Source organism: Bradyrhizobium sp. 604_D8_N2_3, from assembly GCF_051810765.1.
GTDB lineage: Bacteria > Pseudomonadota > Alphaproteobacteria > Rhizobiales > Xanthobacteraceae > Bradyrhizobium > Bradyrhizobium barranii.
Map to the genome: position 1 here is coordinate 8,425,580 of NZ_JBPWPM010000001.1, position 13,119 is coordinate 8,438,698.

A 13,119-nucleotide genomic window follows, 5' to 3' on the forward strand; every position below is an offset into this window, starting at 1 on the left:
CCGCGGTCGTTGGAATGAAAGCTGGGGACTATGCTTGACTACAACCAGCCGATAGATCGGGCCGGACCGGAGGCCCCGCAGCAGAGGTCTCAAGCCGGCTTCAACGTGCTGGAGCTCGTCAATCTGCTCTGGCGGCGGAAGATCGCGATTGCCGCTGCCGCGCTCCTCGGCGCGACGCTTGCCGTCACCGCGGGCAAGAGCGTGACGCCCCGCTACACCGCCACCGCCCAGCTCTATGTCGACCCGCGCGAGCTTCAGCTCGTCGATCGCGAGCTCACGCCGCGTGCCCAGGACGTCTCCGGCATGGCCATGGTGGTGGAGAGCCAGGCGCGCCTGATTACCTCGAACAGCGTGCTGCTCCAGGTGATCCAGCAGGCCAATCTGGACAAGGATCCCGAATTCGGCGGCGGCGGTGATGCCAGGAGCCTGCTGTCGTCGCTGCTCGGCCTGATCGGCCTTCAGCCCCGCGCGCCCTCCGCCGCGGAGACGAAGGAAGTGCAGCTCGCGGCGCTCGACGCGCTGAACAGGCACATCACGGTCCGCAAGACCGAGAAGAGCTTCATCGTCGACATCGAGGTCTGGTCGACCGATCCGGCGAAAGCGGCGATGCTCGCCAACACGCTGACAAATGCCTACCTCGCCGAATCCCGCAACTCGCAGGCTTCGGCCGCGCGGCGCGCCACCAACGATCTCTCCGGCCGCCTCAAGGAGTTGCGCGAGCGGCTGCGCAGTGCCGAGACCGCGCTCGCCACCTACAAGGCCCAGAACAATTTCGTCGGCACCCAGGACGCGCTGATCAGCGACCAGCAGCTCTCCGCCAGCAACCAGCGGCTTTCCGCGGCCCGCGCGGCGACGATGGACGCACAGGCGCGGCTCGACCAGATCGAGGCGAGCCGGCGCACCGCTGCCGATGCCGGCGCGAATTCGGAAGCGCTGCAATCGCCGACCATCGCGAACCTGCGCGCGCAATATGCCGACGCGCGCAAGAAGTATGCGGAGCAGGCCGGCGAGCTCGGCCCGCGGCATCCGGCGCTGCGCCAGACCGAGAAGCAGGTCGAGGATCTCAAGCGCACCATCAACGAAGAGATCGATCGCTTCGCGCAGTCCGCCAAGAACGATCTGACGCGCGCCCGCGACTTTGAAGCCTCGCTCAACCGGGCGCTGGAAGCGCAGAAGCGGCAGAGCGTCCAGCTGAGCCAGGCCGCCGTGCGCCTGCGCGAGCTCGAACGCGAGGCCGATGCCAGCCGCGACGTCTATCAATCCTTCCTCAAGCGCTCGCGCGAGACCGAGGAGCAGGAGACCCTGAACACCTCGGCGGCCCGCGTCATCGGCGAAGCCACCGTGCCGCAGCGGCGCTCGTTCCCGCCGGCGATGAGCATGTTCGCCATGATCGGCTTCATCTTCGGCGCGCTCGCTGCTGCAAGCTGGTTCGTCGCGGCCGAGCTGCTGTCCGCCGGTGCGACCGCGCCGGCAGCGCCCACACCGGCCCGTCGTGAGCGCACGCCGGCACCGCGGCCTCCGCGCGCGCCGGAGGTTTCACGGACACCGGAGGTAGCCCAGCCGCAGCCGGCTCCGCGAGCTCCGGAAATTGCGCAATCTCTACCGGAGCTCGCCGCGCCATCGCTGCAGCCGGAGATGGACGAAAATACGCTGATCGGAAAGCCGCTGATCGCGCGCCTCCAGGAGGCCGACGTCATTCACACGCTCGGCGCCATCCTCGCCACCGGCGGCGGTGTCGATCTGACCCGGCTTGGCTGGCCGACGCTGCGCCCCGGCTTTCCGCTGACGACGCTGCTCAACGCCTGGCGCGACATGCGCACTGCTGTGGCCCGGCGTGCCGGCGGCAAGGCCATGCCGGTCATCGCGCTCGTCGGCGCGGGCGAGACCACCGGGCGCAGCGTGACCGCGCTGAATTTCGCACTCGCGGCCGCGCGCGACGGCGCCCGCGTGCTGATGATCGATGCCGACCATCAGGCACACTCGCTCTCCAACAAGGTGAGCCGCCCCGGCAAGAGCGAGCCGAGCCGACTCGGCTGGCTCTCGATCGGCAGCAAGGCCTCGCGCGAGATCAAGACGGTCAACGGCATCTCGGTGCTGCCGGCCGCCGACGGCGATGCCGGCAAGGCGACTGAAGCCATGCGCAAGGCCATCGAGCAGGCGCGCGCCGCCGGCGGCTACGATCTCGTGATCCTCGACGGCCCCGTGACGCCGCTTGGTGCGGCCAGCCGCAAGCTGCTCGACGACGCCGACGCGCTGGTGGCGGTGCTGCCGACCAGCCTCGACATCAACGACGGCCTGGAAGAAATCCTGAACACGCTCGGCCGCGCCGAGCGCAAGCTCGTCGGCGTCGTGCTCGACGAGCTCACCCCCGCAACTCAAGCGCGCCAGCGAGGCAGACAATATGCTTGAGCGCCGCGTCAATCTGGACGGCCGGGCCGCAACCGCCGACGTGCCGCGGATCACTATCGGCGGCCTTCGCATGGCCGCGCTCGACCTGGAAGCAACTGCCGATTTCATGATCGAGGCGACCGATCCTGACAATCGCATCGGCCGTCCGCTGCACCTGACCTCGGCCAATGGCGAGGTGTTGGCGCGCTGCTCGACCGAACCGGAGACCGAACGCCTGTTCCGCGGCGCCGACCTCATCAACGCCGATGGCCAGCCCCTGGTCGCGGCGTCAAAGCTGCAATCCTGGTTTCCGCTGCCGGAGCGCGTCGCCACCACCGATTTGTTCCACGTGGTCGCGCGCAAGGCCGAAGCCGTCGGCCGCACTTTCTACATGTTCGGTGCCAGCGAGGAAGAGAACGCCGCGGCGGTCGCGAATGTCCAGCAGCTGTATCCAAACCTCAAGATCGTCGGGTACAGCCACGGCTATCTGCGCGGCGACGCCCTGCGCGCGAAAGTCGAGGAGATCAACGCGCTCGCGCCGGATTACCTCTGGGTCGCGCTCGGCGTGCCCAACGAGCAGGCATTCGTCGAGCAATACACGCCGCTGCTGACCAATGTTGGCGTTATCAAGACATCCGGCGGCTTGTTCAACTTTTTATCGGGCAGCCGGTCCCGCGCGCCGCAATGGATGCAGAAGATCGGGCTCGAATGGGCCTGGCGCACAATGCTCGAGCCACGCCGCCTGCTCTGGCGCTATTTGACCACCAACCCTCGCGCGCTCTATCTTCTCTTCAGCCGCAAACGGCCTTCCAATCGCTGAGAGAAGAGTAGAAGACGACATGACCGACCGACCGACCGTCCTCGTCACCGGGGGCGCGGGCTATATTGGCTCGCATGCCTGCCGCGCACTGTCTGCCGCCGGCTATCAGCCCGTCGTTTATGACAATCTCTCGACAGGTCATCGCAGCTTCGTCGCGGGTCCGCTGGTGACGGGCGACCTGCTCGACGGCGCCGCGCTGGCGCGCGCCTTCGCCGACCACAAGGTCACGGCGGTGATGCATTTCGCGGCGGCAAGCCTCGTCGGCGAGTCCATGACCGACCCGCAGAAATACTACATCAACAACGTCCAGGGCACGCTGTCGCTGCTGCAGGCGATGCGCAACGCAGGCTGCCAGCGCATCGTGTTCTCCTCGACCGGCGCCGTCTACGGCAACGCCGATTCCAAGGAGCTGCCGGAGGACTTCCCCTGCGCACCGATCAATCCCTACGGCGCGTCGAAATGGATGATCGAGCGCATGCTCGCCGATTATCGCGCAGCCTATGGCTTCGGCGCGTTCTGCCTGCGCTATTTCAACGCCAGCGGCGCCGACCAGGCCGGCGGCATCGGCGAGTTGCGTGACAACGAAACGCATCTCATTCCGCGCGCCATGATGGCGCTCCAGGGCCATGTCGACTTCGCCGTGTTCGGCGACGATTACGACACGCCCGACGGCACCGCGATCCGCGACTACATCCACGTCACCGACCTCGCTGCGGCGCATGTCGCAGCACTGAAGCTCCTGGAAACGGGACATGCCGGCGGCAGCTTCAATCTCGGCACCGGTTCCGGCTTTTCGGTCCGCGAGATCCTGAACGCCATCAGGCAGGAGACCGGCCGCGAGGTGCCGCACACCATGAAGCCGCGTCGCGCCGGCGATCCCACTTATCTGGTCGCCGATGCCTCCGCCGCGCGAAAAGTGCTGAACTTCGTGCCGCGCCATTCCGATCTAAAGACGGTGATCCGGACTGCCTGGGCCTGGCACCAGACAGCGCATCCGCTCAGGACGCGCTAGACACCCGTATTACGGCTTGCCGGTCGGGCCCCCGAGCGGCTAAAGAGATGATCACAGCCGGCGGCGGCGCATGTCCCGACCGCCGCATGTTGCTCTTATGGCCGCCAATGGAAGCGGCATGTGAGGCTCCGCCAATAGCGCGAGCCTGTTCTTCACAGCGAAGGCCACGATCGAGTCCGGGCATCGGCCTGCTTTCAGGCGCGGCCCAGGGAGCACGGAGCGAATGCATCAGGCCGCAAGCCTGCAATTCGAGCGCGTGATGGACGAGCTCGTCCTATGGCACGCCGTGCCGGAGGACGAACGCTCGCCCGCACCGGCCTGGTGGTGGGGACCGGCGATGGCGGTGGTCGACGCGCACGAGCCGATGCGACAGGTGTGGTGTTGTGAGCTGGGCCTCGGCGACGGCTCGAGCTTTGCCGAAGGTGCGCATGCCCTCCTCGAGCTGTTCGCCGAGCAAACCTCGCAGCCCTGGCCGGATGATTTTCCGCGCAAAGCGGACATCAAGCAAGACAACGTCCGCGAGCTGCACCCGCAGCCGTCAGATGACAGCGCGTTTCAGCCGTAACGCCGCGGCTTCGGTCGCAGCGAGGTCAGGCTCCGGCTGGAGCGGCGGCGCGACAGGCAGCTCCATCGGCCGCAGCAGCTCGGCCATCTGCCGCGCCGGCACCGGTTTGGAGATGAGGAAGCCCTGCATCTCGTCGCAGCCATGGGCGCGCAGGAACGCCTCCTGCTCGGCGTTCTCGACACCTTCGGCGACCACGGTCATGCCGAGCGCCTTGCCCATGCTGATGATCGCCTGCGCGATCGCCTGGTCCTCCGAATCCTGCGGCAGGTCGCGCACGAAGGAGCGGTCGATCTTGATGGTGTCGATCGGAAAATGCTTCATCAGCGACATCGACGAATAGCCGGTGCCGAAATCGTCGATGGCGAGGCGGATGCCGCGGCTCTGGATGGCGTCGAGCACCTTCAGCGCGCGACCGACATTGCGCATCATCATGCTCTCGGTGACCTCGAGCTGGAGCAGCACCGGCGACATGCCGGAGGCCGCCAGCGCCTCGTCGACGTCCTGCAACAGATGTTCGTCGACAAACTGTCGCGGCGACAGGTTGACCGCCATCGACACCGGCAACAGACCGCGGCGCTGCCAGGCCATGGCCTGCGCGCAAGCCTCTTTCACGACCCAGCGGCCGATCGGAACGATCAACCCGGTCTCTTCCGCAAGCGGAATGAATTGCGCCGGCGAGATGCTGCCGAGATCCGGGTGCGTCCAGCGCAGCAGCGCTTCCACGCCGGTGATCTGGCCGGTCTCCATGTCCACCTTGGGCTGGTAGTTCAGCGAGAACTGCTCGCGCTCCAGCGCCCGGCGCAACGCGCTCTCGAGCGACAGCCGCTCGATCGACTGCGTCTTCACCTCCTTGGAGAAGAAGCGATAGCCGTTCTTGCCGTCTTCCTTGGCGAGATACATCGCCATGTCGGCGTTCTTGGTCAGCGTCTGAACGTCGGAGCCGTTGGCCGGATACATCGCGATGCCGATCGAGGCCGTGGTGTGGCACTCGTGGCCGGCCAGCTCCATGGGCTCGGCGAGCGCCACGAGCAGTCCGGTCGCGATGCGCTGGACGTCGTCGATCTCACCGCACTGGTCGAGGATCACCACGAACTCGTCGCCGCCGAGGCGTGCGACAACGTCGGTTTCCCGCAGCGCGCCGCGCAGCCGGCTCCCCACTTCGAGCAGGAGCAGATCGCCGGCCTCATGGCCGAGCGAATCGTTGATGACCTTGAAGCGGTCGAGATCGATGAACAACACCGCGAAGCGGTGATCGTGGCGCTGAGCTTCGTCGATCGCCTCCCGCAACAGCCCGTTGAAGGTCTCGCGGTTCGGCAGGTCGGTCAGGCTGTCATGCGAGGCGAGGTATTCGATCCGCTCGTCGGCCTCGTTCTTCTCGTCGGCGCGATCGAAATTCTCCATCGCGAAGGAGACGTTGTCGGCGAGGCGCTGCAACAGCTCGACGAACTCGGCCGTGAAAGTCTCCTGCTCGGTCGACATGTAGATCATGACGCCGACGGGCTGATCGTGCGTGATCAACGGGAACGCCGCGCCGGAGCGCGCGCCGTCGCCTTGCAGGACGGCGTGGAAGGCGCTCACACGGCTGTCGTTGACATAGTCGTTGCTGACACAGGGCTGCCGGGTGCGGAACGCGGTGCCGCTCATGCCGCGCCCCTCGGGCCGGTCGGCGTCGATGGAGAGACGAACGTTCCTCGTGGTCTCGGCGGACGGCCCTGCGGCCGCGACGATCGCGAGCTGGTCGCTGTCGGCCTTGGCGAGCGCAATGGTCGTCGAGGTGAACTTGCCGCCGGTGGACGCGGCCTGACACACCAGCTCGAACAGCTCGGTGCGCGACTTGGCCCGCACGATCGCCTCATTGGTGGCGCTCAGCGCGGCGAACATGCGCGTCAGGCGCTCCTTCTGCGCCTCGGCCCGTGACCGCTCCTCGGCCCGGGCGAAATTGTCGAGCGCAAAAGAGACGTTCTCCGCGAGGCGCCCCAGCAACTGGATGAGGTCGGGCGTGAATGTGCCTTCGTCCGGCGAAAGGAACAGAAGGACGCCGACGGCATCGGTGCCGTTCTTCAGCAGCGGGAAGCAGCCGCCGGATTTCGTCCCTTGATCCCGCGCGATGCGACGCCAGTGCGTCGCACGAACGTCCGTGAGGAGCTCGTTCGCGACGCAAGGGGCCTTGGTGCGAAATGCGGTGCCGGCGAGCCCGCGTCCTTCGGGCTCGTCGGCAGACGTTCCGAAACGCCAGTTCTCGACGTGACTGCGACACTCGCCCTTGGTGACGACGATGTCGAGATAGCGCCCCGTCGGATCGACCATGGCGATGGTGGCAGACGTGAACGTGCCGCCGAGCACGGCGGCCTCGCACACGGCTTCGAACAACTCGGCGCGGGACTTCACGCGCATGATCGCTTCGTTGGTCGCGCTCAGCGCCTCCAACATGCCCCGAAGACGGTTGCGCTGCATTTCGGCCTTCGCCTTCTCGTCGGCGCGATCGAAGTTCTCGAGCGCGAAGGCGACATTGGCCTGGAGCCGTTGCAGCAGCTCGACGAATTCGGGCGTGAACGTGCCGCGTTCCGGCGAGTTGAAGAGGAAGACGCCTTCGACGCTGTCGCCATTGAACAGCGGCAGCGCCGCGGAGGAGCCGATGCCGTTCCGACGAGCGTTGGCCGCCCAGGGCGCGATCCGGTCGTCGGACTGCACATCATTGCTGATGCAAGGCTGGCGCGTGCGGAAAGCGGTTCCCGTCAGCCCTCGGCCTTCAGGCACCTGGTCGGACGTGGAGAATTTGAAATTTCGGACCATATCCGCGTTCGGCCCGTAGCAAGCAACGACGCGAAGCAGCTCGGCATCGTGATCGACGAGCGCGATGTTGGCCGAGGTGAACTTGGCGCCTTTCGCCGTCGCTTCGCAAACGAGGTCGAACAGCTCGGCCCGCGAGCGTGCGCGCAGGATCGCCTCATTGGTCGCGCTCAGCGCCGCGTACATGCGCGCCAGGCGGTCTTCCTCCTCGGCGATCCGCGCCTTCTCGGCCTCACGGTCGAAATTGTCGATCGCGAAGCAGACGTTCTCGGCGATGCGCAGCATGAGTGCGACGACCCCCTCGTCCTTCGCCCAGGACTTGCTGAGGAAGGACAGGATGACGCCGATGCTCTCGCCGTTCCGGATCAGGGGGGCCGCGATGCAGGCGGCAACACCCGTGTTGAGATTGGCCTGCTCCCACGGCGTTCCCCTGGTGCGACGCGCGAGATCGCGTTCGACATGGGGCTTCTGGGTTCGAAACACCTCGCCGGAAATGCCGCGACCATAGGGATTCTCGGGGTCGACGGAGTAGTGGGTCCGGGCCACGATCTCCAGATTCTCGCCGGTGCCGGCGACAGGCTTCAGCCAATGCGAGTCCTGCTCCTTCAGCAGAACGAAGGTCGCCAGCGACTTGCCGCCGTGCACCGAGGCGTCGCACACGAGCTGATACAATTCCCGCTCGGTCTTCGCACGCAGGATGGCTTCGTTGGTAGCGCTGAGCGCGCCAAACATGCGGTTGAGCCGCCGCGTCGCGAGCTCGCTGGTCTGCCGCGCGGTCTCGCGCGCGAAATTGTCGAGCGCATAGGAGATGTTGGCCGACATCCGCTCGAACAGCGACACCATCTGCTCGTTCAGCGAGCCGGCTTCCCTGCGGGTCACATACAGCACGCCGACGCTCTTACCGCTGCAGAGCAGCGGCAGCGCAGCCGCCGCGCCGATGTGGGCCTTGGCTGCGCCCTCGCGCCACGCCAGCGAGCGAGGATCATTCAGGTAATCGTTGCTGATGCTCAGCTTCTGATTGCGAAAGGCTTCGCCGCCGACACCCGCTCCCTCGGGCGTGACGGAGTCGGTCGTGATCTCGAGCGAACGCAGCCGCGCAACGTCATCGCCGCAACCGGCCGCAAAGCACAGCCGCCGGCCATCCGGCCCCACCAGGAAAACCGCAACGGCCAAAAAGTTTCCGCTCGAAAACCCGGCGTCGCAGACCTTCTGGTACAGCTCGTCCGGCGATTTCGCGTAAAGGATCGCTTCGTTGATGGCGCTCAACGCTGCAAAGGTGCGCGCGAGGGTCGTCTGCACGGTCTCAGCTCCCGGGCATTTCTGCCTAATTCTCCCGGGTGCTTTATGAACGGCGACGGCCTAAGTGGTCGTTATTGCGCGCTGCAAACCCTCGATCAAAGTGAACGAGCTGCGAACGGCCGGCGCCAAACTGTCGGGAATGCCGCCGCACGGGAGGATTCTTCGACGAAAGGCGCGCTCTCTTTACGATTTTGCAGCCCTGTATTGGTTTACGGGAGATTGATATCGCTCCCACGCTTTGAGACGATGGCTCCCAACAAGCAGCCCGTTAAGGGCACAATGCCGAGGGAACGCCATGCCCGTCGTCAAGACCGACCGCCTCACGCTCATCAGCGCCGCGCTGCTCCGCGCCGCCGGAGCTTCCGACGAAGAGGCCGATGCGGTGGCCACAGGCTGCGTCAACGCCAACCTCGCCGGTCACGACTCTCACGGCGTGATCGCGGTTCCGACCTACATCGATCGCATCAAGGCCGGCCACATCGTGCCCGGCGCCAAATGGACCATCGTCCAGGAATCGCCGACCACGACCGTGATCGACGGCCAGTGGGGGTTCGGCTTCCACGTCAACGCCAAGGCGATGGCGCTGACGATCGAGAAGGCGAAGACGGCGAACGTCGCCGCCTGCACCGTGTTCCGGCAAAGCCATGTCGGCCGCCTCGCCGCCTATCCGTTGATGGCGATGCGCGAAGGCATGATCGGGATTGCGACGGCGGATTCCGGCCGCTCGCCGAAGCACGTGGCGCCGTTCGGCGGCAAGGAGGCGCGGCTCGGCACCAACCCGATCTCGATCGCGGTGCCGTCCGATCTCGACGCGCCGTTCTATCTCGACATGGCAACCTCGGCGGTTGCGGCCGGCAAGATCCAGCTCGCGGTCGCCCGCGGCGAGGAGATTCCGACGGGCTGGATCATCGATGCCGAGGGACGGCACACCACCGACCCCACGCAATATCGCAAGGGCGGCGCGCTGCTGCCGCTCGGCGGCACCGAGGGCTACAAGGGCAGCGGTCTCGCCGCGATGGTCGAGGTGCTGTGCGGCCTGCTCACCGGCCTCGGCTTCGGCGTCGAACCGACCGGACGTCACAATGACGGCTGCTTCATGGCCGTGTTCAACGTCGCCGCGTTCCGTCCGCTGAAGGATTTCAAGCGCGAGGTCGCCGAATTCGCGCGCTATCTGAAATCGACGCCACCCTCCGAAGGGAGCAAGGGCGTGTACTATCCCGGCGAGATCGAGGGGTTGCGCGAGCAGCAACGCCTGCGCGACGGCATCGAGATCGAGGATGCGACCTGGGAAAAGCTGCGCGCGCTGGCGGGCGAGTACCGGCTCGACACCGTCCTTGATCTGGCCTGACGGAATTTGGGAGAACAGCATGACGCGGCAGATGGTACTGGTCGGCTTCCTCCAGGCGCAGAACTGCACGAATTTGCCGAGCTCGTGGCGGCATCCGGACTCGCGCGACGATTCGATGTCGGCGGACTATTATCAAGAGATCGCGAAAATCCTCGAAGCCGGCAAGTTCCACATGGCGTTCTTCGACGATCGGCTGGCGATGCCGGACCGCTACGGCAACGATCATGCCCACACCGTCGAATACGGCATCCGCTGCGTGAAGATGGATCCGCTGATCGTGCTGACCACGATGGGCATGGTCACCGACAAGCTCGGCCTCGGCGCCACTTGCTCGACCACCTATTACGAGCCCTTCGACGTCGCCCGCCGCTTCGCGACCCTCGATTTGATGTCCGGCGGGCGCGCGGGCTGGAACGTCGTCACCTCGCTCAATGACGGCGAGGCCCTCAACATGGGTCGCGATTCCCATCCCGAACATGATTCGCGCTACGACCGCGCCGACGAATTCATGGAAGTCGTGCTCGGGCATTGGGACACTTGGGAAGACGGCGCGCTCATCATGGACAAAAAGAGCGGCCGTTTTGCCGATCCGGCCAAGGTGAAGCGGCTCGATCACAAGGGGGCGGCCTTCAAGTCCCGCGGACCCTTCACCGTGCCGCGCTCGGACCAGGGCCATCCCGTCATCATCCAGGCCGGCGCATCCGGCCGCGGCCAACGCTTTGCCGGCCATTGGGGTGAGGTGATCTTCACGGCTGCGCGCAATCTCGCTGGTGCCAAGGAAGGTTATGCCGCCGTTCGAAACGAGGCAGCCAAGGCTGGCCGCGATCCCGATCAGATGCGCCTTTGCAATTTGACGACGCCGGTCTGCGCCGCGACCAGGGCCGAGGCTGAGGACAAGATGGCGCTGATCAACAAACTGCCGCTCGAGATCGACGCGCTGTCGCTGCTGGCCGAAGCGCTCAACTACGATTTCGCCTCCAAGGACCTCGACGAGCCTTTGACGACGGACGATCTGAAGAGCATGCAGGGCATTCTGGGCCTCCGCGACGGTGTGCTGAAGAATTCCGGCAAGAGCAATCCGAGCGCGCGCGACTTCGTCACCTTCTCCGGCCGCGGCCAGGTCCACGACGCCATGGTCGGCGGTCCCAAGGAGATCGCAGACAGGCTGGAAGAGATGTTCGTCGAGCGTGGCTGTGATGGGTTCGTCATCGCCGCGACCTATGTGCCCGGTTCCTACGCCGATTTCGTGCAACATATCGTACCGGAATTGCAGCGCCGCGGCCTGTTCCAGAAGGACTATCGCGGCAAAACGCTGCGGGAAAATCTCGGGCTGAAGCGGCCCGTGGCCGGCGCCTGGAAGGTACAGCCGCGCGATGCCGCGGAATAACTGGAGGATCCGACATGCGCTGGCTGAAATTCACTGCCTCGGACAAGACCTCCTGGGGAATTGCCGAGGGCGACCAGGTGATCGCGGTCGACGGCGATCCCTTTGGCGAATGGCAGCGCACCTCGCGCACGCATCCGCTGGCGCAGGTTCGGATCGAGCTGCCGCTGATCCCGCGCACCTTCTATTGCGTGGGCTTGAACTATCTGAAGCACCTGAAGGAAGCCGCCGACAAGCGCGGCGAGGTGCCGGCCGTAGATCGGCTACCGCGCCCAGAACGCGCTGATCGCGCATGACGAGGACGTCGTGATCCCGTCCTTTGCGACGGACAAGATCCACTATGAAGGCGAGCTCGTCGTCGTGATCGGCAAGAAGGTGAAGCATCTCACCAAGCAGAATGCGATGGATTGCGTGTTCGGCTACACCATCGGCAACGACGTCAGCGAACGCAGCTGGCAGAAGGCCGACCGCAGCCTGTGGCGCTCGAAGAATGCCGACACGTTCAAGCCGATGGGCCCGTGGATCGAAACCGAGGCCAATCTGGCGAAAATGGAAACCGTCGTCCGGGTCAACGGCAAGGAGACCAACCGCTTCTACACCAACGACATGATCTTCGGCGTCGTGCCGTTCCTGGTCGAGCTGACCAAGTACTTCACGCTGTGGCCCGGCGACGTGATCTGGATGGGCACGGACGGCGCCTCGCCTGACATCGGGCACGGCGACGTGGTGGAGATCGACATCACGGGCGTGGGGACGTTGCGGAACAGGTTTGTGCGGGAGCAACGGTAGTCCTCATCCTGAGGAGCTTGCGAAGCAAGCGTCTCGAAGGATGAAGGCCCGGCTCTCGGCCTCGCCCTTCGAGACGGCCGCTGCGCGGCCTCCTCAGGGTGAGGAGATAGAGTTGTATACGCCGCGAGATCAACGGTGCCGTAGGGTGGGCAAAGCGAAGCGTGCCCACCACCTTCGCAAATCGAGGCGAGATGGTGGGCACGGCGCTATGCGCCTTTGCCTACCCTACGGCACTTCCCGCGCAATCAAAACGGCAGCGCCACACTCGTCTTGATCTCCTTCAGCACCACGTTGCTGCGCACGTAGCGGATGCCGGGAATGCGGAACATGAACTCGTCGAGGAACCTGTTGTAGGCCGCCATGTCCTGCACGACGACGCGCAAATGATAGTCGGCGTCGCCCGTGGTCGCGAAACACTCCAGCACTTCGCGCCGCGTGGTCACCCGCGCGACGAACTCGTCGACGAATTTGGCATCGTGCCGCTCCAGCGAGACATGCAGGATGGCTGACATCGCAAAGCCCGCCTGCTCGCGCGCGATCAGCGCGGCATAGCCCTGGATGACGCCGGCCTCCTCCAGCGCACGCACCCGGCGCCAGCACGCCGAGGTGGACATGCCGACCTCGTCGGCGAGCTGCTGGTTAGTGGCGCGGCCGTCCGTCTGGAGATGGGCGAGAATCCGCGCGTCCTGCTCTTCAATCATGGAAGCCCCCGATTCGGTAACTT

General features: G+C 65.6%; 8 protein-coding genes and 1 pseudogene. 7 read left to right on the forward strand and 2 right to left on the reverse strand.

Going from position 1 to position 13,119, the window contains the following annotated elements; translation table 11 throughout:
• The first annotated feature begins 30 nt into the window (after window positions 1-30).
• The 4 genes from AB7245_RS40540 to AB7245_RS40555 all read left to right on the forward strand — a co-directional run bounded on the left by AB7245_RS40540 (window position 31) and on the right by AB7245_RS40555 (window position 4,785).
• A complete protein-coding gene (locus AB7245_RS40540; RefSeq protein WP_085403399.1) occupies window positions 31-2,409 on the forward strand; it encodes an exopolysaccharide transport family protein in 2,379 nt (792 codons plus the stop codon).
• A complete protein-coding gene (locus tag AB7245_RS40545) occupies window positions 2,402-3,208 on the forward strand; it encodes a WecB/TagA/CpsF family glycosyltransferase (protein WP_085403400.1) in 807 nt (268 codons plus the stop codon). Before AB7245_RS40540 ends, AB7245_RS40545 begins: the two co-directional genes overlap by 8 nt.
• 19 nt (window positions 3,209-3,227) lie before the next feature.
• Window positions 3,228-4,220 carry a UDP-glucose 4-epimerase GalE gene (gene galE, locus AB7245_RS40550; RefSeq protein WP_085403401.1) on the forward strand — a complete coding sequence of 331 codons (993 nt, stop codon included), beginning with the start codon at window positions 3,228-3,230 and terminating at the stop codon, window positions 4,218-4,220.
• A 223-nt stretch (window positions 4,221-4,443) separates the two neighbouring features.
• Window positions 4,444-4,785: a hypothetical protein gene (locus AB7245_RS40555; RefSeq protein WP_063985656.1), complete on the forward strand. Its 342-nt coding sequence runs from the start codon at window positions 4,444-4,446 to the stop codon at window positions 4,783-4,785.
• Here AB7245_RS40555 and AB7245_RS40560 read toward each other — a convergent pair.
• The gene (locus AB7245_RS40560; protein WP_085403402.1) at window positions 4,759-8,874 is read right to left on the reverse strand and encodes a bifunctional diguanylate cyclase/phosphodiesterase; all 4,116 of its coding nucleotides are present in this window, start codon (window positions 8,872-8,874) and stop codon (window positions 4,759-4,761) included. The two genes, AB7245_RS40555 and AB7245_RS40560, sit on opposite strands and share 27 nt — an antisense overlap.
• Before the next feature lie 295 nt (window positions 8,875-9,169).
• On the opposite strand from AB7245_RS40560, the gene AB7245_RS40565 reads away from it, so the two are divergent.
• The 3 genes and pseudogenes from AB7245_RS40565 (at window position 9,170) to AB7245_RS40575 (ending at window position 12,395) form a co-directional block, all read left to right on the forward strand.
• The gene (locus AB7245_RS40565) at window positions 9,170-10,222 is read left to right on the forward strand and encodes an Ldh family oxidoreductase (protein WP_085403403.1); all 1,053 of its coding nucleotides are present in this window, start codon (window positions 9,170-9,172) and stop codon (window positions 10,220-10,222) included.
• Between the two features lie 19 nt (window positions 10,223-10,241).
• Complete coding sequence (locus AB7245_RS40570; protein WP_085403404.1) at window positions 10,242-11,609, forward strand: LLM class flavin-dependent oxidoreductase; 1,368 nt, start codon at window positions 10,242-10,244, stop codon at window positions 11,607-11,609.
• Window positions 11,610-11,623: 14 nt separating this feature from the next.
• Window positions 11,624-12,395: pseudogene (locus AB7245_RS40575) on the forward strand (fumarylacetoacetate hydrolase family protein).
• A gap of 245 nt (window positions 12,396-12,640) precedes the next feature.
• Here the strand turns inward: AB7245_RS40575 and AB7245_RS40580 are convergent.
• On the reverse strand, window positions 12,641-13,096 hold the full coding sequence (locus AB7245_RS40580) for an Lrp/AsnC family transcriptional regulator (protein WP_014491864.1): 456 nt from the start codon (window positions 13,094-13,096) through the stop codon (window positions 12,641-12,643).
• Window positions 13,097-13,119 lie beyond the last annotated feature (23 nt).